Genomic DNA, 20,694 nt, shown 5'->3' with positions numbered 1-20,694 from the left:
CGCGCCACGTGTTGCGCAGGAAGGCGGTCACTAGAGCGGCAACTCCACGACGTCGACGAACGAGTAGCGCAGCCACCCGACGAACTCACCCCAGAGCCCGGTCACGAGCGCGATGCCCACGAGGACCAGCAGCACGCCACCGAAGATCTGCACGTGCCGCGCGTGCCTGCGCAGCCAGCTGGTCACCCCGAGCGCCCAGCGGGCCCCGAGCGCCAGCACGACGAACGGCAACCCGAGCCCCATGCAGTAGGCGAGCACCAGCAGCACCCCGCGCCCGGTGGTCGACCCGACCTGCGTGCTCTGCGCGAGCGCCAGCACCCCGGCGAGCGTCGGCCCGAGGCACGGCGTCCACCCGAGCGCGAACACCGCACCGAGGAACGGCGCCCCGACCAGCCCGGCCTTGGGCCTGTGGTGGAACCGCACGTCCTTCTGCAGCTGCGGCACCAGCCCGACGAACACGAGTCCCATCAGGATGGTGACCACACCGCCGATGCGCTGGAACAGGTCGTTGTTGAGGAACAACGCCTGCGACGCCCCGAGCACCGCGATCGTCGCCAGCCCGAAGACCACCGTGAACCCGCCGACGAACAGCATCGACGCACCCGCGACCCGCCACCGCCCGGCCTTCGCCGGCTCGTTCGCCTCGACCCGCGGCGCCTCGGCTCCGACCAGCCCGGCGAGGTACGCCAGGTAGCCGGGCACCAGCGGCACCACGCACGGGGAGGCGAAGGAGATGAAACCAGCGAGCAAGGCGACCCCGGTGGCCAGCAGCAACGGCCCGGAGATCGCAAGATCGGTGGGGTTCACACACCTCAGAGTAGGTAGTTGCCCAGATCACGCGTCCACCGGTGTCGCCTTTCGCGTTCAGCGGCTCATCGCACGGTTTGTCGCGTGTTCTGTCGCGCCGCTTGGGCTGAAGTACCGGCAATTGCCGCCTTGTGGGTGACATCACGTGTGCTTAGCGTCATCACATGCGACGTTCCCGGCTGATCTTCCCGGCGTTGACCATCACCGCGCTGGCCCTCTTCGCCCAAGCGCCGGCCGGTGGCGCCGCCCCCGCGATGGAGTGGCGCGAGGTGTTCAACGAGGACGGCTCGATCACCCAAGCGCTGACCCCGAAGGCCCCCGCCGAGAAGCCCTCGGACTTCCGTCTGCTCGCCGCCGCCGAGGTGGTCCCGGTCCAGGTCACCGGCGACTCGGCCGACCGCTTCGACCTCGTCTTCGTCGGCGACGGCTACACCGACGCCGACCTGTCCACCTACTCCGCCAACGTCCTGAGCAAGTGGACCGAACTGTCCGCAGTGGAGCCCTTCGCGTCCTACAAGGACTACTTCAACGTGTGGCAGGTCAACGTGGTCTCCCCGGAGTCCGGCGTGGACCACGACCCCACGCGCGGCATCGCGAAGGACACCGCACTGGACATGGGCTTCTGGTGCCAGGGCCGCGACGCGAACACCGAACGCCTGCTGTGCGTCAACGAGACGAAGGCCAAGCAGTTCGCCGCCCTCGCCCCAGCCGCCGACCAGGTCATCGCACTGGGCAACACGGCCAAGTACGGCGGCGCGGGCGGCTCCGTCGCCACCGCGTCGGGCTCCAACGCCCAGGCGGGCCAGATCGCCATCCACGAGCTCGGCCACTCCATCGGCGGCCTGGCCGACGAGTACGACTACCCGTACGTCACCTACACCGGCAACGAACCGCGCGAGATCAACGTCACCAAAGACCCGACGGGCGCGAAGTGGGGCGAGTACCTGGGCCAGCCCTCCCCGGACGGCGCGGTGATCGGTCCGGTCGAGGGTGCGCGGTACTACAAGAACGGCCTGTACCGGCCGACGCCGAACTCGATCATGCGGACGCTGGGCAAGGAGTTCAACTCGATCGGGCGGGACGCGATGATCAAGGCGTTCAAGGCGAAGATCCCGTCGCTGAACACGCCGGTGACACCGCCCGCGGGCAACTAGCTCACGCACCACAGGCGCTCGCTCTTGATCGAGCCGAAGGCGAGACGAAAAGCCAACCCGCCCAACTCCAGCAGCCCCGCGGTGGATGGCTTCTTCGGGAGTGCCAGGGTCTGGGGGCGGAGCCCCGGGAACAGCCCGCGCTCGTCACCACCCGCACGGACGACTGACCGTCACTCCTTGCCGAGCTCCTCCACCACCGGCTTGAGGTCCTGCTCCAGCACCGGCTGCAGGAACACCGCCGCCACCTTGTGGTTCTTGTCGATCACGAACGTCGACGGCACCACGTTGGGCGACAGGCCCTTGAAGACGTTGATGAAGCTGCGGCCGGACGGGTCGTAGATCGACGGGTACGTCAGCTTGCGGCTGTTCATGAAGTCACGCGGGTGCTCGGGTGAGGTCTCCTTCACGTCGACCCCGATGACCTGCGTGCCCGCGTCGAAGAGCTTCTGCATCTCGGGTGCCTCGGTGCGGCACGGACCGCACCAGGCGCCCCAGATGTTGATGACGACCGGCTTGCCCGCGTAGTCGGAGAGCCGGACCGTCTTGCCGGGCTCCAGCAGCGACTCGCCTTCGAGGCCCTTGAGCTCCTTGCGCTCGGCGGGGGCGTAGCGGATCTTCACCTGGCCGCCGGGTGCGACGAGGTAGAAGTCGCCGCCGCCGACCTGGGACGCGTCCTTGCCGACCGTGCAGCCGGAGAGCAGGAGGAGCAGGACCAGCAACCGCTTCATGCGCCGGTCACCCTCGGGTTCGTCGCGCCGACCGGCTCGGAGTACCTGATCCGGACCAGCTGTTCGCCCTGGAAGTGCAGCGACGTCAGCGACGCGAGCGAGCACTCGCGCTTGCGCGGGTCGTGCCACATGCGCTTGCCCTCCAGGAACCGGCGGACGGTCCAGATCGGCAGCTGGTGGGACACGCAGACGGCCTCGTGGCCCTCGGCGGCGACGCGGGCGCGCTGGATCGCGCCGAGCATCCGGTGGGCGATCTCGATGTACGGCTCGCCCCAGGACGGCTTGAACGGGTTCACGAGCTTCGGCCAGTGCTCCGGTGACCGCAGTGCGCCGTCGCCCACGGAGACCTTCAGGCCCTCGAACTGGTTGTCGGCCTCGATCAGCCGCTCGTCGGTCGCGAGCTCCAGGCGGTGGGAGTCGGCGATCGGCGCGGCGGTCTGCTGTGCGCGGTCCAGCGGTGAGGCGACGACGTGTGCGATGTCGTGGTCGGCGAGGTGCTCGGCGACGGTCAGCGCCTGCTTCTGGCCCCGCTCGGACAGCTTGAAGCCGGGGATGCGGCCGTACAGGATGCCGGTCGGGTTGTGCACCTCGCCGTGGCGGAGCAGGTGGACGACGGTGGTGCTGGTCACTTGCGGGCCTCCTTGGCGGCACGGGCCGCGTGGGGCAGCGCGTCGGCGATCACGTCGAACTCCTCTTCACCCATGGCGGCGTTGACGAACCACGCCTCGAACGCCGAGGGCGGTGCGTACACGCCGCGTTCGAGCAGTGCGTGGAAGAACGGCGGGAAGCGCCACGTCTCGCACGCCTGCGCGCCCGCGTAGTCCTTCACCTCTTCAGAACCGAAGAACACGCTCACCAGGTTCCCGGCGAACTGCACGCGGTGCGTGACGCCGGCCTCGGTCAGCGCGGCGGTGAACAGGGCGCCCAGGCGGGTCGCGTTGCGGTCCAGCGCCTGGTAGACGGCCTCGTCGGCGTTGCGCAGGGTCGCGAGGCCCGCGGCCACGGCGACGGGGTTCCCGGACAGCGTGCCCGCCTGGTAGACGGGGCCGGAGGGCGCGAGGCGGGCCATCACGTCCGCGCGGCCGCCGAACGCCGCCGCCGGCAGACCACCGGACATGACCTTGCCGAACGTGTAGAGATCGCCCTTGACGCGTTCCAGGCCGAACCAGCCCGCGCGGGAGACGCGGAAGCCGGTCATGACCTCGTCCATGACCAGCAGCGCGCCCTCGGCGTCGCAGAGCTCGCGGAGCTGGGCGTTGAACTCGGGCAGCGGCGCGACGGCACCCATGTTGCCCGCGGCGGCCTCGGTGATCACGCAGGCGATCTCGCCGGGGTTCTCCGCGAACGCCGCCCGCACGGCCTCGATGTCGTTGTAGGGCAGCACGAGGGTGTCCGCTGCCTGGGCGCCGGTGACACCGGGCGAGGTCGGCAGGCCCAGCGTCGCGACGCCGGAGCCGGCCTGGGCCAGCAGCGCGTCGACGTGGCCGTGGTAGCAGCCGGCGAACTTGACGATCTTGCGACGCTCGGTGAAGCCGCGCGCGAGGCGGATCGCGCTCATCGTGGCCTCGGTGCCGGAGTTGACCAGGCGGACCTGGCGGACCGGCTCGACCCGGTCGACGATCTCGGCGGCGAGGTCGATCTCACCCTCGGTGGGCGTGCCGAACGACAGCCCGTGGACAGCGGCCTTCTGCACGGCCTCGACGACCGCGGGGTGGGCGTGCCCGAGGATCATCGGCCCCCATGACGACACCAGGTCGACGTAGCGGTTGCCGTCCGCGTCCCACAGGTGCGGGCCCTCGCCGCGGACCATGAACCGCGGGGTGCCGCCGACGGAGTGGAACGCCCGCACCGGAGAGTTGACCCCGCCGGGGGTCAGCGTCGACGCGCGCTCGAACAGGGCCTGGGATCGACTCGCAGTCACGTACCCCAGTCTCACACGTCGGCGTCGGCGGCTTTCCCCGGCCGGGTGCGCACGGCCAGCACGCCCTGGCGGACGGCGTCGAGCAGGAGGATCGCGGCGATCGTGACGCAGCCGACGGCCGTGCCCAGCCAGTTGCCGTGGTACTGGGTCGAGATCAGCGGCTCGCGGCCCTCGAGCGGGTAGGCGAGCTTGGTGATGCCGCGGTTCCACGCCCAGACGGCGACCAGCGCCAGTGCGACGACCGCCACGACCTCACCGGCGGCGATCAGCGCGCGCCGGGGCTGGTTCAGACCGGCGGAGGGCTGCGCGGGTGCGGGGTCCGGCGGGAAGGCGGCCGCGTAGGAGAGCTCCTCCGCGGTCGGCTCGTCGTCGGCGGGCTCGGCGGGCGCGGCCGTCAGCGAGCTCGGCTGAGGCGCGGCTGTTGGCGGGCTCGGCAGAAGCGCGGCCGTCAGCGGACTCAGCGGAGGCACGGCCGTTGGCGGACTCGACGGCGCGGTCTTGAGTGCCGCGCTCCTCGACGCGCGCGTCGGCGGGCTCACCCGCCGGTGCCGCGGTCTTGTCGTCCTCGCGGCGGTCGACGAACTCCTCGGACAGTTCCGCGGGCTTGCCGTCCTGCGCGGAGCCCGACCCGGTGTCCGACCTTGCCTCTGTCACGTCGCTCACCTTCTCACGACCTTGCGCAGCTCGGCGACCAAGGCTTCCGGATCGCGCGCCCACCCGAGCACCACGGTGCCGTCGAGCAGCCGCAACGGCACCGCCGTCGTCCCCTTGGGCACCGACCAGCCGCCGCCGAGCACCCGTGCCCCGGTCGGCGCGCCCACGTCCTGGAAGGCCTCGACCATCGCGATCGGCAGCCGTTCCCGCCCGAACTGCACGTCCTCGGTCGTGAGCCGCACGCTGCCGACCTTCACCCGCCCGTAGACCCACAGGAACGCGCCCAGCAACAACCCGAGCCCCACGATCGTCCACAGCGCCACCGAAGCCGGTCCGGTGATCCGCTCGACCAGGTAGCCCGCGACCGCGAACGCCGGGCCCCACAGGAGCGGCCACCAGCTGCTGCCGGACTCTCGGTACAGGGGCACTAACGCACGTACCTGTTCGACGCCGGCATGAACTGCAGCACCACGGCCGCGACGGTCAGCCCCAGGACCAGGACGGTCAGCACGACCCCCGGCTGCCACGAGTCCGCGCGCACCGCGAACAACAGCGTCCCGATCATCGTCAACGACCCGAGCGCGCCCAGGATGGTCAGCAGGATCCGGGCCCAGTTCTGCCCGTTGCGCAGCACGACGGCGAACGCGACGTACGGCGCCGCGGCCACGAGCATGCCGAAGCCCGCGAACACCGCCAGCGTCGTCACGCCCAGCTCGGCGGCCGACCGGTCCTCCTCGGTCACGTTCCCGCTGCCGATCAACGACTCGGTGTTGCCGATGACGAGCACCGGCCACACGGCGACCGCCAGGACCGCGGCGGCGATCCAGATCCACATCGCCGCGGTGATCGTGGCCGGCCGCGGTGGGGCCATCTCCTCGGGCAGCACCGGGTTCAGCGGTGCCATCGACCAGGCCGGGTTGTGCACCGGCTGCACCTGGTACTGGCTCGTCGGCTGGTGCTGCTGCGGGTACTGGTGCTGCTGCGGGTACTGGCCCGGCTGGGCGTACTGGTCCGGGTTCTGCCAGGGGTTCTGCGGGTCGGTCACTCGTCACGCACCTCCGCGAACCACTGTGCCGCACGCGGCTGCCACGTGAAGACGATTGCGACACAGATGAGCAGCAACGTGACCAGGTTCGCCGCGCTGATCCCGAGGACCAGCAGCCACAGCATGTGCACGATCGCGATGACCGACAACGCGATCCGCGCCCACCTCCTGCGGCGCAGGAACAACCGGGTCAGCCACGCGTACGCCGCCGCGAAGATCACCGCGACCACCGTCAGCGTCACCAGGAAGCTCGTGACCTGACCGGACGTCCACTTCGTGAGCTCCTGCACCTGCCCGCGCTGGAACCACAGCCCGCCGGTCACGAACAGCACGAACACCGCGATGGCGAGCCACAGCCCGACCGCGATCCTGATCGGCCTGGGCGCCTCTTGCTCTTTCACAGCACCTGCTCACGGGTGAGGTACTCGGTGGACTGCCGGAAGAAGAGCATCGCCAGCCCGCCCACCGCGACCACGACCGCGACCAGCCCGAGCAGGTTGTCGACGAACAGCTGGAAGAACAACGCGATCATCAGCGTGATGAACAGGCTCGTGCGGCCCCTGCGCGAGCCCTGGCGGACGCGGTTGCCGAAGAACACCGCCAGCGCGGTCAGCAGCACGTTCACCGCGAGCGCGACCAGCAGCACGGTCGGCACGAGGTCGGCGATCTCCTGCGCGGTGAACTCCGGGTTGGTGTTCGCCCGCACCTGGGTGTCGATCAGCACCTGCCGGTTGACCCACAGGAACAGCGAGGTGAGCACGACGAACGCCATGCCGACGACGACGAGCCAGAAACCCGCGGTAATCGTGCCGGGGGCGCCCGTTTGCTTCGGAGACGTCACGGTCGGAACTTAGGGCCGCAGGAAGTTGCTGTCCACCGCGACGCGCTTCCTGAAGTGCGCGGACGACCGCCACATCAGCACGATCGCGGTGGCGTCCAGCCCGGCCGTGACGACCGTGACCACGAGGTCCACCGGCCGCAGCACCACACCGACCTCCGCGGCGATCCCACCGGCCCACGCGACCACCCGGAACAGACCGAACAGGACGGACGCGGCACCGATCACGGTCAGCACGACCCGTGCCCAGTTCTTCCCGCGCGCCATGGCGTTCGCGAGGCGGGTGTACGCCAGCAGGACCGCGGTGACGACAAGCAGTCCGAACAGGATCCCGCCGTTCACGCCGGCGTCGATCTGGTCCTGACCCATCTCCGGGTTCTGCCGGCGTGCCTGCTCGACCAGTGACTCGCGGTCGAACAGCTCGGCGACGAACCGCACCATCCCCAGCAGGGCGCTGGAGATCCACAACCAGCGTGCGGCGTTGACGAGCTTGGGGACCGGCGGAGGAGCTACCTGTCCAACCACCGCGCGGCTTCCACTGCCCAGTAGGTCAGCACGATGTCCGCACCGGCCCGGCGGATCGAGGTGAGCGACTCCAGGATCGAGCGCTCGCGGTCGAGCCAGCCGTTGCGGGCAGCGGCCTCGATCATCGCGTACTCGCCGGAGATCTGGTACGCCGCAACGGGAACGTCCGACACCTCGGCGACCGCGCGCAGCACGTCCAGGTACAGCAGCGCGGGCTTGACCATGACCATGTCCGCGCCCTCGGCGAGGTCCAGCTGCACCTCGCGCATCGCCTCACGGGCGTTCGCGGGGTCCTGCTGGTAGGTCTTGCGGTCGCCGGCGAGCTGCGACTCGACGGCCTCGCGGAACGGACCGTAGAACGCGGAGGCGTACTTGACCGCGTAGGCCAGGATGCCGGTGTCGGTGAAGCCCGCCGCGTCCAGTGCGTTGCGGATGAAGGCGATCTGGCCGTCCATCATGCCGCTGGGGCCGACGACGTGGGCGCCGGCGCGCGCCTGGGCCACGGCCAGCTCGCCGTAGGCCTGCAGGGTCGCGTCGTTGTCCACGGTGCCGTCGGCGGCGAGCACGCCGCAGTGGCCGTGGTCGGTGAACTCGTCGAGGCAGCAGTCCGACATGAGCACGGTGCTGTCGCCCAGCTCCGCGCGCAGGTCGTTCAGCGCGACGTTGAGGACGCCGTCCGGGTCGGTGCCGGCGGAACCGACGGCGTCGCGCTCGGCCGGGACGCCGAACAGCATGAGGCCGCCGACTCCTGCCTGCACGGCCTCGACCGCGGCCTTGCGCAGCGAGTCACGGGTGTGCTGGAGCACGCCGGGCATGCTGCTGATCTCGGAGGGCTCGGTCAGCCCCTCCTTGACGAACATCGGCAGGACCAGCTGCCGGGGGCGCACCTCGGTCTCGGACACGAGGCGGCGCATGGCGGGCGTCGTGCGCAGACGCCGCGGCCGGTGCAGTGGGTACATCTGTCTGACTCCCCTGACGGAAGAGAGTCGAAGGGGCCGCTCAAAGGATCTTGAGCGGCCCCGACGGCTTCAACGATTAGCTCCTGCGCAGACGCTTCGTCTTGCGGGGAGGAGGCAGCGCTCCCTCGGCGCGCAACCGGGCGGCGTGGGCGGCCAGCGCGTCGACCAGCGCGGGCACGTTCGCCTCCTCGGGCTGCACGTCGACCCGGAGGCCGAACTCCCGCGCCGTCTCGGCGGTCTGCGGGCCGATGCACGCGACGAGCGTGCGGGCGTGCGGCTTGCCCGCGATGCCGACCAGGTTCCGCACAGTCGACGACGAGGTGAAGCACACCGCGTCGAAGCCACCGGACTTGATCATCTCGCGGGTGTCGGCGGGCGGCGGGGCCGCACGCACGGTGCGGTACGCCGTCACGTCGTCGATCTCCCAGCCACGCTCGCGCAGGCCCGCGGCCAGCGTCTCGGTGGCGATGTCGGCCCGCGGCAGCAGCACGCGGTCGACCGGGTCGAGGATGTCGTCGTAGGGCGGGAAGTCGTTGAGGAGGCCCTCGGACGACTGCTCACCGGACGGCACGAGCTCGGGGATGATGCCGAACGAGCGCACCTTCGCGGCCGTGGCCTCGCCGACGCAGGCGATCTTCACGCCGGAGAACGCACGGGCGTCCAGGCCGAACTCGCGGAACTTCTCCCACACGGCGCGCACAGCGTTGGTCGAGGTGAAGACGACCCACTGGTAGCGGCCGTCGACCAGGCCCTTGACCGAGCGCTCCATCTGCGCGGGGCTGCGCGGCGGCTCGACCGAGATCGTCGGCACCTCGACGGCGATCGCACCGTGCGAGTGCAGCCGCTCGGACATCGCGCCGGCCTGCTCCTTGGTCCGCGGGACCAGCACGCGCCAGCCGTACAGCGCCCGCGACTCCCACCAGGAGAGCTTCGAGCGCGCGGCGGCGGCGGCACCGACCGTGACGACCAGCGGGCCGCTCAGCTCACCGGCGTCGGCGGCCGCGGCGGCCAGCGTCGTGTCGATGGTGCGCTGCTGGAAACCGGTGCCCTCGGCGGTCACGGCGACCGGGGTCTGCGGCGCGAGGCCGTTCTCGACCAGGTTCGACGCGGCCTCGGCCAGGTGCGAGCCGGTCGCGTGCAGCACGAGCGTGCCCGGTGAGGACGCGAGGCCGGCCCAGTCCGTCACCGCGCGGACGTCGACCTCGGTGTGCACGCCACCGAGCGCGACACCCGCGTACGCCGGTACCGCGGTGCCCGAGGGCACGCCGGGTACGACGTCAAACGGGATCGTCGACTTCGCGACGGCCTGCGCTTCCTTCACGACCGAGTCGAGCGTCAGCGGGTCACCCGCGACGAGGCGAACTACGGTCGCGCCGTTCTTCGCCTCGTTCACCAGGTCCTTGGCCACGTCGGCGGACTCACCGACGGCGGGGCGGACCTCGACTCCCTCGGGCACGGTAGCGAGGACGTCAGCGGGGACGTCCGGGTCGGTGACCACGAGTTCAGCCCTGGTGAGCAAGTCGTGGGCCCGGACCGTGAGCAACCCGGTGTCGCCTGGGCCGGAGCCCACGAAGGCGACGCGTCCGGGGGTCTTGCGTGCGCGGGTCATCAGGGCACTCCCCATCGATTACGCCTCTGGGCCGCTGAGCACTGCGGCCCCGAGGTCGAGCAACTCGGCGGCCAGCGCCCGGCCGAGCTCCTCAGCTGCGGTCAAGTCACCGGTGGCGGACGCCCGGAGGAGGTCGTTCTCCGGCGTCGCTGCAACCCCGCGCAGGGAAAGTCGGTACACGACCTTGCCCTCGTCGTCGAGGTCTTCCACCACATCGGCCAGCGCGCCGACCGGCGCGCTGCAGCCCGCCTCGAGCGCAGCCAGCATGGCGCGCTCCGCGGTCACAGCGGCCCGGCTGGCCGAGTCGTCCAGAGTGGACTGGATCAGGTGCTCGGCGTCGACGTCGTCGATCCGGCACTCCACTGCCAACGCACCCTGCGCGGGTGCGGGAAGCATCTGGATGGGCTCCAGGTTCTCGGTGATCTCCGCTGTGCGACCGAGGCGCGCGATGCCGGCACGGGCCAGCACCACGGCGTCGAGCTCGCCGCTGCGCACCTTGCCGATGCGGGTGTCCACGTTGCCGCGCAGCGGAACGATGTTCAGCCCGAGGCCGAGGGCCTCCAGCTGGGCCGCCCGGCGCGGGGAACCGGTGCCCACGGTGGACCCCGGCAGCAGCTCGCCGAGCGTGAGGCCGTCGCGCGCCACCAGTGCGTCGCGCGGGTCCTCGCGCTGCGGGACGGCCGCGATCACCAGACGCGGGTCCGGCGCGGTCGGCAGGTCCTTGTAGGAGTGGACAGCGATGTCGATCTCGTCGTTCGCGAGAGCGTCGCGCAGGGCCGACGTGAACACGCCGATGCCGATCTGCGCGATGGGTGCGTCGGAGAGGTCACCCGGCGTCTTGATGACGACGATCTCGACCTGGGCTCCGGCAGCCTTGAGCGCCTCGGCCACGGTCCCCGTCTGGGCGAGCGCCAATGCGCTGCCACGGGTACCGATCCGTAGGGTGCGGGTCACCGCGTTTCACCATCCACAGGAGCTTGCTTGGTCTGACTGACAACCCCAGGCGTCTGGGGGTCGAGCCCGAACAGTTCGCGGAGAGCCTCCGCGTAACCGGTGCCACCAGGGGAGGAAGCGAGCTCCTTCACCCGGACGGTCGGCGTGTGCAGGAGCTTGTCTACAACGCGACGCACCGTCTTGGCCAATTCACCGCGTGTCGCGGCGTCCAGTTCGGGAAGTCGCGAATCAAGGCGGAGCAGCTCGGCGTCGACCACCTCGGCCGCCCGCTTGCGCAGTGCCGTGACGGTCGGTGTGACCTCGGCGGACCGCTGGCTCGCCAGGTACGCCTTCACCTCGTCGGCGACGAGCTGGGCGGCCAGCCTGGCGTCCTGGCCCGCGGGGGCGTCCGAGAGGCGCCGCTGCAGCGTTTCCAGGTCGACCACACGAACGTTCGGCAACCCGGCCGCGGCCGGGTCGACGTCCTTGGGCAGGCCGAGGTCGCACACGACCAGCGGCCGCGAGCGGGTGCTGATCAGGTCCGCGCGGACCACCGTGTCGACCGACCCGGTGCACGCGAAGACGATGTCCGCGAGGTCGATCTCGACACCCAGCGCGCCCAGGTCGACGGCGGTCGCGGGGACCCCGTCGGCCTGCAGGGACGTGGCGAGACGCACACCGTTGGCCTGCGTCCGGTTGGCGATGACGACCTCGCCGATGCCCGCCCGGCGCAGGTGCGCGGCGGCCAGGCCACCCATGGCGCCGGCGCCGACGAGCAGCGCCCGCTTGCCGACGAGGGTGCCCAGCTCGGCCTCGGCGTCACCGAGGGCCTCGGACACGACCGACGCGCCCGCGTGGTCGATGCCCGTCTCGGCGTGCACGCGCTTGCCGACGCGCAACGCGTTCTGGGTGAGCTCGTGGACGGTCTTGCCGACGGTGCCCGCCTCGTCCGCCGCCGCGTACGCACCGCGCAGCTGGCCGAGGATCTGGGACTCGCCGACGACCATCGAGTCGAGGCCGGCCGCGACCGAGAACAGGTGCTCGACGGCAGCGGCGGCGTAATGCACGTAGAAGTGCTCGTACAGCGACTGCGGGTCGACCTGGGCGTGCTGGGCCAGCACGTCGACGACCTCGGACATGCCGCCGTGGAACGACTCGACGACGGCGTAGACCTCGACCCGGTTGCAGGTCGACAGGACCATCGCCTCGGAGACGCTGGGGGCGGCGAGCAGCTGGCCGAGGACCTTGGGCAGGTCCGGCTCGGCCACGGTGACGCGTTCCAGGACCGGGACTGGGGCGGTGCGGTGCGAAAGCCCGACTACGAGCACGCTCATGCACTCACCACGTCTGCCGGAGCCGTCTGGCTCACGCTCACGGGCGAATCACCATCCCGTCCACACCGAGTCCGTTGTTACCGACCGAGACCCCGCCGCTTGAGTTGTGCACAGCCTCGTCCGCACGTCGAGCGACGTGGAACGACAGGATCTGCATCTCGACCGCCAAGTCAACCTTGCGCACCTCGACGTTGTCTGGAACCTGAAGGACAACTGGTGCAAAGTTCAGAATGCACTGGACGCCCGCAGATACCAAACGGTCGCAAACCGACTGAGCGGCGGGCGGCGGCGTCGCGATCACGCCGATCGACACCTCGCGCTCGATGCACACCGCGGTGATCTCGTCGATGTGGTTCACGGGAATGCCCCCAACAGGCACTCCGATGAGATCGGCGTCGACGTCGAAGAGCGCGGTCACCGGGAACCCGCGGCCGGGGAAGCCGCCGTAGTTCGCGAGAGCGTGACCAAGGTTACCGATGCCGACGACGGCCACCGAGTGGTTGCGGGTGAGCCCGAGGATGCGCTCGATGTGGCTCACGAGGACCTCGACGTCGTACCCGACGCCCCTCGTGCCGTACGAGCCGATGTAGCTCAGGTCCTTGCGGAGCTTGGCCGCGTTGACACCGGCCGCCTGGCTGAGCTCCTCGCTGGAGACCGCGGTCACACCCTGGTCCGACATGGCGGACAGGACGCGGAGGTACACGGCCAGCCGAGCCACCGCCGCCTCGGGGATCGCACGGGCGCGCTCCCTGTCGGCGGGCTCCAGAGGGGTGGCGGTCGTCTCACCTTCGCCCCGCTGTGCTGCCACGCGTCCGACCTCCGGGTGTGCTTCACCGCAGGGACCCCGCGGCGTTGGTGATGCTCACACCGTACCGCTTGTGAACGCATGCACAAAGTCGGCGCTCGCCCGTCATGGCTGCGGTGACGGGGTGTGACCAGCACTTCCTCGGTCCATGATCATTCCGGGTGAGCGCCTACTCCACGGTGAAGGTGACCGAGTGCCATCCCGTCGCACCGTCGGGAACCGGGTCCAGGCGCGCCTGGTCCTGGGTGAACCCGGACTTGTCGGTGGCACGGCACTCGACGGTGTGGCTGCCCGGTTTCAGGTCGAGCTCGACCCGCCACATCCGCCAGGTGCTGTCGCTGACGTCCGCGCCGAGCTCGGTCTCCCGCCACGGCCCGCCGTCCGCCCGCACCTCGACCTTGGCGACCCCGGTCGGCTGCGCCCACGCCGTACCGGCGACAACGGTCTTCCCACTGATCTTGCTCTGGCCCTTCGGGCGGTCGATGCGCGACATCGTCTTGATCGGCGCCCTGGTCGCCCAGCCGCGCGGGATCCAGTAGCCCTGGTCTTTCGCGAACGTGGTCACGTTGAGGTCGGTCACCCACTTGGTGGCCGACACGTATCCGTAGAGCCCCGGCACCACGAGCCGCGCCGGGAATCCGTGCTCGGCGGGCAGCGGTTCGCCGTTCATGCCGATCGCGATCATGCCGCGTTCCAGCACGTAGTCGAGCGGGCTGCCGGCCGTGAACCCGTCATCGCTGGTGCTGAACAGCTGGTCGGCGCCTGCTTTCACGCCGGCCTCGCGGAGCACGTCGCCGATCGGGACGCCGATGAACCTCGCGGTGGAGATGTACGGCCCGCCGATCTCGTTCGACACGCAGGCCAGGGTGATGACCTCCTCCTTCAGGTCGCGCTTGCGGATCTCGTCGAACGTCAGCACCACCGGCCGGTCGACCATGCCGTGCACCCGCAGCGCCCACTCCTCGGCGCGGAGCCTGGGCACGCTCAGCGCCGTGTCGATCCGGTAGAAGTCCTTGTTGTTCGTGATGAAGCTCGGGGTGCCGTCCTTGACGAAGTCGGCGTTGAGGGGCGGCTCGGGTGCCGGGGTGGCCGCCTTGAGCTCGCCGACGGCCTGCCGCGACCCCTCGACGTCGGTCCGGCTGCCGAACACCTGGCCTGCGATGCCGGCGGCGGCGGCGAGCCCGGCGGTGATGAGGAAGTCACGCCGCGAGTTGTCGTGCTCGGCCTCTTTGTGCAGGTAGCGGAAGGTGTACAGCCCGGCGGCGAGACTGGCGACCGGCGCGAGGACGCTGAGCTGCCCGACGTCCGGCCTGCTGATGACGGCGGCGATGCCGACGATGCCGAGCGCGACGGCGACGACCGATCCCGGCGTGGGGCTGGTGCGGCTGAGCAGGCCGGACGCGACGCCGGCCCCCGCCAGCACGATGGCCATGCCGGTGAGCAGGACGAGCTTGTCGTAGGTGCCGAACGTGGTGACGGCGAAGTCCTTGAGCCACGACGGGGTGAGGTCGATGGCCGCGTTGCCCACCGCCAGGTACGGGGACGCGCTCAGGCCCACGAAGGCGGCGACCAGGTGCCCGGCCGCGAGGGCGGCGATGACGGCGAGCAGACCGGTGAGGGCGGCCTTGGCGGGCTTCATGCCTTCCATTCGACACCGGGTGGGTGCCGGTTCGCACGGGTCGTAAGGGGTCGGTAATCAGCTCGCGGGCTCACGGGCGGTCGAGCGCCGCACGTCGTGCCGTCCCTGCGCCGGGACAACCGCCGCCGCAGGGCTCACGTCCGACAGCCGCCACGACGCCGTCACCACCGAACGCGGCTCGCGCCGGCCTCGGCTCACCGCAACGCCGTCGCCGCCCGCACCCGACCAGCGCCCAGCTCTCGAGCGACCCCTCAAGCCACCGTCCGACATTTCCGGTGAGCGACGCGGGACCCCTGCGTCACCTGTTGCAAGCGCAGGCAACCGGCGCACGCGGGGATCGCACGGAAGCTCCCCGCGTACTGCAGGAGCGCACGAAGGGTCCCCGCGTGCCACGACGTGAGCGGCGAGTGGCGGGCTGGCGGCCGGCAGGGGAGACGTTCAGGAGGCGGCCCGCCAGGCCGCGGGAGCGCACCGAGAGCTTCTTCGCCACCTCGGACAGCACCTGCGCGGCCGCCGAGTCCGGTACGGCCTGCACGATCGGCGTGCCCGCGTCGCCGTTCTCCCGCAGGCGCGGGTCCAGCGGGATCTGCCCCCGCAGAGGCACGTCGGAGCCGACCGAGCGGGTCAGGGACTCCGCCACCGCCGCGCCGCCGCCTGCGGCAGGTGAGGCCTACTTCACCCGGCGCCGCCACGCCATCGTGGCCGCCACCGCCCCGGCCAGCGCCCCGACACCCAGCACCGACGGCACGCCGATCTTCGCCGCCTTCCGGCCGGTGCGGAAGTCGCGGATCTCCCACCCCTTGCGGCGCGAGATCTCCCGCAGCTGCGAGTCCGGGTTCACCGCGACGGCCGTGCCGACCACCGACAGCATCGGCACGTCGTTCGACGAGTCCGAGTACGCGGTGCACCGGCGCAGGTCCAGCCCCTCCTTGGCGGCCAGCGACCGGACCGCCTGCGCCTTGGCCTTGCCGTGCAGCAGGTCCCCGACCAGGCGGCCGGTGTAGACGCCGTCCGCGGACTCCGAGACCGTGCCGAGCGCGCCGGTCAGGCCCAGGCGGCGGGCGATGATCTGGGCGAGCTCGACCGGGGTGGCGGTGACCAGCCAGACGCGCTGACCAGCGTCGAGGTGCATCTGGGCGAGGGCCTGGGTGCCCTTCCAGATGCGGTCGGCCATCAGTTCGTCGAAGATCTCCTCGCCGAGCGAGACGAGCTCGGCGACGCTGCGGCCGGCCACGAAGGACAGGGCCTGTTCGCGGGAGGCCTTCACCGAGGCGGGGTCCTCGCGGCCGCCCACGCGGAACTTCATCTGCTGCCAGACGAAGCCCGCCAGGTCGGAGGAGGAGAAGTACTTGCGCGCGGCCAGGCCGCGGGCGAAGTGGAAGATCGACGCGCCCATCATCATCGTGTTGTCGACGTCGAAGAAGGCGGCCGCGGTGAGGTCCGTCGGCACCGCCAGCGAGGATTCGAGCTCCGGCGCGGCGGCGGCAGCGGCCACGGCAGCATCGGCCGACGCCTCGCCGGCCAGTTCGGCCAGCCGGTCGCTCTCCAACTCACGCTTGCCTGCCATGTGACAAGCCTAGCGATCTGGTCCGACCGGAGGCCCACGACTGGCGCGGAACGCGCAGCGCTCAGCCGAAGCTGATACCCGGCAGCAACGGCAGCGAGATGCTCGCAGCGGCAACGGCAGCGGGATCGTGATGCCCGGCTTGCTCGGCCCGGCGGCGTGGACGTGCCCGGCCGCACCGACGGCACGGTCGGCGTGGACACCCCGGGAGCCACCGACCGGGTCGGCTGCACGGACGGTGCGCGAGCCCGCGGGCAGGCCGACGGCGTCGGCGGCACCGACGACTCCGGCTGCGTGTGCCGGGTCGGCCCCACGCACGAGTCCTTCGCCGCCGTCGCGGGTCCGGCGTGCTTGCCGGCGTCCTCGGGCAGCCGCGGGCGCAGCACCCCGAGCTTCTCGTACTGGTCGAGCGCCCACTCGCGCAGCGAGGGCAGGACGGTCTGGTCGGACGAGGTGCCGTACTCGGTGAGCTGGCGCGCGCCCTCCACGGCGTCGGCGTCCAGGTCGGCGAGGGCGGTGAGCTGGCTGGCGGAGTCGGCGCCGCGCTCGGCGGCTACCGGTTCAAGGTCACCGGCGAGGTGAGCAAGCGGCCGGAGGGCAGCGAGAACCTCTGGCGCTTCACCGCCCTGCGCAGCGAGGTGCTGCTGGAGATGTACGCCGAGCTGGGCATGACCCCGGACGACGTGCTTGCGGCGTGCACCCGGACGACCGCAAGCGGCCTTCTCCGAAGGTGTGAAGCGCGGTGAGTCGTGCTGGCCGCCGGCGGGGCGCGCGTCTACCCGGCACCGTCCAAGCAGGCGTCGGGTCTGCTGGCCGCGGGCCACGAGCTGCACCTGCTCGACGACCGCGAGCTCCTCGGCGAACGAGTCACCCCCGACCGGCTGCGGACCGCCTTCCACGGCACGGGCGAAGCGCTCGTGCTCTGTCTGCCGCCACCGCGGTGTTCTTCCCTTGCCGTCCATCTCAGCCCGAGTAACGAAGTTGATCTGCTTTGGGTTACGCGTGTGCGATCGCGATCACCGCAACCACGACGGGAGGATCTGCGCGAGCCGGCGAACGGCCCGGTGTTGCAACGCCTTCACGGCGCCCTCGTTGCGGTCCATGAGCTCCGCGACCTCGGACACCGACTTGCCCTCGATGAACCTCAACCGGATGCACTCCTGCTGGTCGTCCCCCAACTGGGAGACGCACCGGAGCAGCTCCGCGTTGGTCGCCTCGGTCATGACCTCCTGCTCGGGACCGCTGGTCTCCTCGCGGTTGTCCTGCAGCTCGGCGGTCGTGACCTCCAGCCGGTAGCGGCTCGACTTCACGTGGTCGTACACGATGTTGCGGGCGATCGTCACGAACCAGGCGCCGACGTCGCGCCCCTGGTAGCTGACCGATCCGATGCTGCGCAGCGCGCGCAAGAACGTCTCGCTGGTCACGTCCTCGGCGAACGCGCGATCGCCGCCCACCCGGAAGAGGACGTAGCGGAACACCATGTCGACGTACTTGTCGTACAGCACGCCGAACGCATCGGTGTCACCCGCCTGGGCGGCCTTGACGAGCTGCCACGGCTCGTCGCCTGCGTTGTCGTGCTGACCTCCCGTCATGGTCCGGGTGGTCCTGATCGTCGGTCGTGCCCGCGCGGTCATCGGCTGGCGGCACCTCCACAGAGTCGCCGTGGCGGCAGCATACGTGTTGTTACTCCGTAGTAGGTAGTGGGCGGGTTGCGATGAGGAGACGTGCGAACCGCGTATTCGTGACGCCGCCCACGCGTGGAACACTGCTCGGAGCGCCCAGTTGTTCATGAGGAGGCCATGTTGACTTCCGCTCGCAATGTCGCAGATCTGGTCCGTGCTTCGGCACGGCGGGGGCCGAGCCACGTCGCTCTGGTCGACGCCGCGAGCGGATTGAGCCTCACCTGGGAGACCATCGACGGTGCGGTCGACGCTTTCGCCCGCCGTTTGGCCGATTCCGGGCTCGAACCCGGCGACCGGGTGGCGGTACGGCTCCCCACGAGCCCCGAGTTCGTGGTCGCCGTGTTCGGCGTGCTGCGCGCGGGTGGTGTCGTGGTGCCGACCGGCCCCGGCAACCCGCCGCGCGAGCTGCAGCGCATCCTCGCCGACTCCGGCGCCGCGCTCCTGGTCGGTGACGGCGAGGGTGCCGATGCCACCGTGCTCGACGTGCCGGACGTCACGGCGACCGCGGAGCCGTTCGAGGCGGTGCGCGGCGGCGAGGACCTGGCGGTGCTCGGCTACACCTCCGGCACGTCCGGCACGCCGCGCGGCGCGATGCTGTCCCCCGCGCTGCTCGCGAACGTCGCCCAGTGCGCCGCGCTGCGCCCGGCCCGGTGACCGCGGGCGACCGGGTGCTGCTCGCGCTGCCGCTGTTCCACGTCTACGGCCTCGGCCCCGGCCTGCTGCAGGTCGCGGGCGCCGGCGCCACGGCCGTGCTGCTGGAGCGCTTCGAGCCGGGCAACGCCCTCGACGTGATCGAGCAGCACCGCGTCACCACGATGGTCGGTGTGCCGCCGATGTACCGCGCGCTGCTCGCGCACCCGGTCGAGGTGCTGCGCGAGAAGCTCGCCACGGTCCGGCTCTTCACCTCCGGCGCGGCGCCGCTGCCGGCCGAGGTCATCAAGGAGATGAAGACCGCCATCGGCATCCCGGTCTTCGAGGGCTACGGCCTGACCGAGACGGGCCCGGTGCTGACGTCCACGCTGGTCGGCGGCGTGCCGAAGCCGGGATCGGTCGGCCAGGCGCTGCCCGGCGTGGAGATCCGGCTGGTCGACACGGACGGCTCGGTGCTCGACATCGACGAGGACGAGCCCGGCACCGGCCTGGTGTCCGCGAAGGGCGACAACCTGTTCTCCGGCTACTGGCCGGACGGCGCGCACGGACCGGACGCGGGCGGCTGGTTCCGCACCGGTGACGTCGGGTTCATCGACGCCGACGGCGACCTGCACCTGGTCGACCGGGCCGGTGACCTGATCATCGTCAACGGCTTCAACGTCTACCCGCACGAGGTCGAGCAGGTGCTCTGCGAGCTGCCGGCCGTGCTGGAGGCGGCGGCGGTCGGCGTGCCGGACGAGCGGACCGGCGAGTCGGTGAAGGTCGTGATCGTGCTGCGCGACGGCCAGGAGCTCACGTCCGAGGAGGTCGTGGCGCACTGCGCGGCCCGCCTCGCCAAGTTCAAGGTGCCGACGTCGGTCGAGTTCGCGCCCGCGCTGCCGCACTCGCCGACCGGCAAGCTGGCCCGCGCCGTGCTGCGCAAGCCGTTGGGAGCCTGACATGCACCACGTGACCGTCATGGGCCGCAAGGACTGCCACGCCTGCGAGGTCGCCGAGGCCGAGATCGCCCGCATCTGCGGCGAGGTCGGCGCGACCTGGTCGGTGGAGGACGTCGACTCGGACCCGGAGTGGCGTGCCGAGTACGGCGACCAGGTGCCGGTGTTCCTCGTCGACGGCGTCGAGCACGGGTTCTGGAAGGTCGAGGAGGACCGGCTGCGGGCGGCGCTAGCCGAGTAGTCCCAGGTCACGCCAGCCGTGCTCGCCCAGCGGGGTGAGCACGACGGCGCGGCTCGTGCCGATCCGCCTGACCCAGCCGCGGTCGAGGAACACGCTGCACAGGTGGGCTCCGCCCGCGCCCGCGACGTGCGGCACGCGTTCGGTCCAGTCCAGGCAGGCCCTGCTGACCTGTCTCTTCGACGGCTCGAAGCCGAGCTCCTTCAGCCAGACCAGGCCGGGCTCGGTCACGGCGAGGTCGGCGGTCAGCACGCCCAGCTCCAGCAGGCCCGTCTTGAGGGCGATGCCGAGCTGCCCGGCGAGGTGGTCGTAGCAGGTCCGGCCCCGTGCCATGGCCTCCGAGACGGAGGCCGCCCGCAGCGTGGGCGGTCGTGGTCCCGGCCCGGCGAACGCGGTCATCGACTCCAGCAGCTCGGCCACCTCCGGCCCCGCCAGCGAGACGTACCGGTGCCGGCCCTGGCGGTGCTCGACGAGCAGACCGCCGTCGACCAGCCGGGTCAGGTGCTCGCTCGCGGTCGACGGCGCCACGCCCGCGTGCCGGGCCAGCTCGGTCGCGGTCCAGGCCCGGCCGTCCAGCAGCGCGGAGCAGAACGCGGCACGCGTGTTGTCCGCGAGCAGCGCCGCCACCTGGGCCAATGCCTCCATGCCGGCCATTCTGCGCTTCGAACGCTTC

22 protein-coding genes and 2 pseudogenes are annotated in these 20,694 nt (G+C 71.1%); 4 read left to right on the top strand and 20 right to left on the bottom strand.

Annotated elements, in window-relative coordinates; all coding sequences use genetic code 11:
* Positions 1–30: 30 nt before the first annotated feature.
* A complete protein-coding gene (locus BBK82_RS16920) occupies positions 31–807 on the bottom strand; it encodes a cytochrome c biogenesis CcdA family protein (RefSeq protein WP_065915871.1) in 777 nt (258 codons plus the stop codon).
* Between the two features lie 164 nt (positions 808–971).
* Here BBK82_RS16920 and BBK82_RS16915 point away from each other — a divergent pair, with 164 nt between their 5' ends.
* Positions 972–1,961 carry a M64 family metallopeptidase gene (locus BBK82_RS16915; protein ID WP_065915870.1) on the top strand — a complete coding sequence of 330 codons (990 nt, stop codon included), beginning with the start codon at positions 972–974 and terminating at the stop codon, positions 1,959–1,961.
* Positions 1,962–2,131: 170 nt separating this feature from the next.
* Here BBK82_RS16915 and BBK82_RS16910 read toward each other — a convergent pair whose 3' ends face one another.
* From BBK82_RS16910 to BBK82_RS16830, 17 genes and pseudogenes are all read right to left on the bottom strand, one after another.
* Positions 2,132–2,689, bottom strand: a complete 558-nt coding sequence (locus tag BBK82_RS16910; protein ID WP_065915869.1) for a TlpA family protein disulfide reductase — start codon at positions 2,687–2,689, stop codon at positions 2,132–2,134.
* Positions 2,686–3,318, bottom strand: a complete 633-nt coding sequence (locus tag BBK82_RS16905) for a histidine phosphatase family protein (RefSeq protein WP_065915868.1) — start codon at positions 3,316–3,318, stop codon at positions 2,686–2,688. The genes BBK82_RS16910 and BBK82_RS16905 overlap by 4 nt, the downstream gene beginning before the upstream one ends.
* Positions 3,315–4,610, bottom strand: coding sequence for a glutamate-1-semialdehyde 2,1-aminomutase (gene hemL / locus BBK82_RS16900; protein ID WP_065921135.1), 1,296 nt, complete (start codon positions 4,608–4,610; stop codon positions 3,315–3,317). The genes BBK82_RS16905 and hemL overlap by 4 nt, the downstream gene beginning before the upstream one ends.
* Before the next feature lie 11 nt (positions 4,611–4,621).
* Positions 4,622–5,080, bottom strand: coding sequence for a hypothetical protein (locus tag BBK82_RS16895; RefSeq protein ID WP_083267996.1), 459 nt, complete (start codon positions 5,078–5,080; stop codon positions 4,622–4,624).
* Positions 5,081–5,269: 189 nt separating this feature from the next.
* Positions 5,270–5,692 (bottom strand): hypothetical protein, encoded by a 423-nt coding sequence (locus tag BBK82_RS16890; protein WP_065915867.1) that lies wholly within the window; start codon positions 5,690–5,692, stop codon positions 5,270–5,272.
* The gene (locus tag BBK82_RS16885; protein ID WP_065915866.1) at positions 5,692–6,309 is read right to left on the bottom strand and encodes a hypothetical protein; all 618 of its coding nucleotides are present in this window, start codon (positions 6,307–6,309) and stop codon (positions 5,692–5,694) included. The genes BBK82_RS16890 and BBK82_RS16885 overlap by 1 nt, the downstream gene beginning before the upstream one ends.
* Positions 6,306–6,710, bottom strand: coding sequence for a hypothetical protein (locus BBK82_RS16880; RefSeq protein ID WP_065915865.1), 405 nt, complete (start codon positions 6,708–6,710; stop codon positions 6,306–6,308). Before BBK82_RS16880 ends, BBK82_RS16885 begins: the two co-directional genes overlap by 4 nt.
* The gene (locus BBK82_RS16875; RefSeq protein ID WP_065915864.1) at positions 6,707–7,150 is read right to left on the bottom strand and encodes a hypothetical protein; all 444 of its coding nucleotides are present in this window, start codon (positions 7,148–7,150) and stop codon (positions 6,707–6,709) included. Before BBK82_RS16875 ends, BBK82_RS16880 begins: the two co-directional genes overlap by 4 nt.
* A 9-nt stretch (positions 7,151–7,159) precedes the next feature.
* Positions 7,160–7,672 (bottom strand): hypothetical protein, encoded by a 513-nt coding sequence (locus BBK82_RS16870; RefSeq protein ID WP_154697354.1) that lies wholly within the window; start codon positions 7,670–7,672, stop codon positions 7,160–7,162.
* Positions 7,657–8,631, bottom strand: a complete 975-nt coding sequence (gene hemB / locus BBK82_RS16865; RefSeq protein WP_065915862.1) for a porphobilinogen synthase — start codon at positions 8,629–8,631, stop codon at positions 7,657–7,659. The genes BBK82_RS16870 and hemB overlap by 16 nt, the downstream gene beginning before the upstream one ends.
* Before the next feature lie 76 nt (positions 8,632–8,707).
* Complete coding sequence (locus tag BBK82_RS16860; RefSeq protein WP_065915861.1) at positions 8,708–10,240, bottom strand: bifunctional uroporphyrinogen-III C-methyltransferase/uroporphyrinogen-III synthase; 1,533 nt, start codon at positions 10,238–10,240, stop codon at positions 8,708–8,710.
* 18 nt (positions 10,241–10,258) lie between these two features.
* Positions 10,259–11,194: a hydroxymethylbilane synthase gene (hemC, locus tag BBK82_RS16855; RefSeq protein WP_065915860.1), complete on the bottom strand. Its 936-nt coding sequence runs from the start codon at positions 11,192–11,194 to the stop codon at positions 10,259–10,261.
* Entirely contained in the window at positions 11,191–12,507 is a 1,317-nt protein-coding gene (locus BBK82_RS16850; protein WP_065915859.1) for a glutamyl-tRNA reductase, read from the bottom strand. Before BBK82_RS16850 ends, hemC begins: the two co-directional genes overlap by 4 nt.
* Positions 12,508–12,544: 37 nt before the next feature.
* Positions 12,545–13,315 carry a redox-sensing transcriptional repressor Rex gene (locus tag BBK82_RS16845; protein ID WP_065915858.1) on the bottom strand — a complete coding sequence of 257 codons (771 nt, stop codon included), beginning with the start codon at positions 13,313–13,315 and terminating at the stop codon, positions 12,545–12,547.
* Positions 13,316–13,481: 166 nt separating this feature from the next.
* A complete protein-coding gene (locus tag BBK82_RS16840) occupies positions 13,482–14,951 on the bottom strand; it encodes a molybdopterin-dependent oxidoreductase (RefSeq protein ID WP_065915857.1) in 1,470 nt (489 codons plus the stop codon).
* A 418-nt stretch (positions 14,952–15,369) separates the two neighbouring features.
* A pseudogene (locus BBK82_RS52725) lies at positions 15,370–15,609 on the bottom strand (sodium:proton antiporter); the annotation flags it as partial.
* Between the two features lie 12 nt (positions 15,610–15,621).
* Positions 15,622–16,518, bottom strand: coding sequence for an HAD family hydrolase (locus BBK82_RS16830; RefSeq protein ID WP_065915855.1), 897 nt, complete (start codon positions 16,516–16,518; stop codon positions 15,622–15,624).
* A 344-nt stretch (positions 16,519–16,862) separates the two neighbouring features.
* On the opposite strand from BBK82_RS16830, the gene BBK82_RS16825 reads away from it, so the two are divergent.
* Complete coding sequence (locus BBK82_RS16825) at positions 16,863–17,261, top strand: hypothetical protein (RefSeq protein ID WP_065915854.1); 399 nt, start codon at positions 16,863–16,865, stop codon at positions 17,259–17,261.
* A 270-nt stretch (positions 17,262–17,531) separates the two neighbouring features.
* Here BBK82_RS16825 and BBK82_RS16820 read toward each other — a convergent pair whose 3' ends face one another.
* Positions 17,532–18,107 carry a sigma-70 family RNA polymerase sigma factor gene (locus tag BBK82_RS16820; RefSeq protein WP_237048229.1) on the bottom strand — a complete coding sequence of 192 codons (576 nt, stop codon included), beginning with the start codon at positions 18,105–18,107 and terminating at the stop codon, positions 17,532–17,534.
* 207 nt (positions 18,108–18,314) lie between these two features.
* Between BBK82_RS16820 and BBK82_RS16815 the strand changes: the two are divergent.
* Positions 18,315–19,786 (top strand): annotated as a pseudogene (locus BBK82_RS16815) (AMP-binding protein).
* A gap of 1 nt (position 19,787) precedes the next feature.
* On the top strand, positions 19,788–20,024 hold the full coding sequence (locus BBK82_RS16810; protein ID WP_065915852.1) for a glutaredoxin family protein: 237 nt from the start codon (positions 19,788–19,790) through the stop codon (positions 20,022–20,024).
* On the opposite strand, the gene BBK82_RS16805 is transcribed toward BBK82_RS16810, so the two are convergent.
* The gene (locus tag BBK82_RS16805) at positions 20,013–20,666 is read right to left on the bottom strand and encodes an ArsR/SmtB family transcription factor (RefSeq protein WP_179953785.1); all 654 of its coding nucleotides are present in this window, start codon (positions 20,664–20,666) and stop codon (positions 20,013–20,015) included. The two genes, BBK82_RS16810 and BBK82_RS16805, sit on opposite strands and share 12 nt — an antisense overlap.
* Positions 20,667–20,694: the final 28 nt, after the last annotated feature.

The sequence above is a fragment of the Lentzea guizhouensis genome (assembly GCF_001701025.1).
GTDB lineage: Bacteria > Actinomycetota > Actinomycetes > Mycobacteriales > Pseudonocardiaceae > Lentzea > Lentzea guizhouensis.
Note: the sequence above shows the minus strand (reverse complement) of the source record. Positions and strands in the feature narration are given on the sequence as shown.

Excerpts from the sequence above, each read along its gene's own strand:
- BBK82_RS16830 (WP_065915855.1), bottom strand. The coding sequence starts at position 16,518 with ATGGCAGGCAAGCGTGAGTTGGAGAGCGACCGGCTGGCCGAACTGGCC.
- BBK82_RS16840 (WP_065915857.1), bottom strand. The coding sequence starts at position 14,951 with ATGAAGCCCGCCAAGGCCGCCCTCACCGGTCTGCTCGCCGTCATCGCC.
- BBK82_RS16850 (WP_065915859.1), bottom strand. The coding sequence starts at position 12,507 with ATGAGCGTGCTCGTAGTCGGGCTTTCGCACCGCACCGCCCCAGTCCCG.
- BBK82_RS16910 (WP_065915869.1), bottom strand. The coding sequence starts at position 2,689 with ATGAAGCGGTTGCTGGTCCTGCTCCTCCTGCTCTCCGGCTGCACGGTC.
- hemB (WP_065915862.1), bottom strand. The coding sequence starts at position 8,631 with ATGTACCCACTGCACCGGCCGCGGCGTCTGCGCACGACGCCCGCCATG.
- BBK82_RS16820 (WP_237048229.1), bottom strand. The coding sequence starts at position 18,107 with ATGACGGGAGGTCAGCACGACAACGCAGGCGACGAGCCGTGGCAGCTC.
- BBK82_RS16805 (WP_179953785.1), bottom strand. The coding sequence starts at position 20,666 with ATGGAGGCATTGGCCCAGGTGGCGGCGCTGCTCGCGGACAACACGCGT.
- BBK82_RS16810 (WP_065915852.1), top strand. The coding sequence starts at position 19,788 with ATGCACCACGTGACCGTCATGGGCCGCAAGGACTGCCACGCCTGCGAG.
- BBK82_RS16915 (WP_065915870.1), top strand. The coding sequence starts at position 972 with ATGCGACGTTCCCGGCTGATCTTCCCGGCGTTGACCATCACCGCGCTG.
- BBK82_RS16860 (WP_065915861.1), bottom strand. The coding sequence starts at position 10,240 with ATGACCCGCGCACGCAAGACCCCCGGACGCGTCGCCTTCGTGGGCTCC.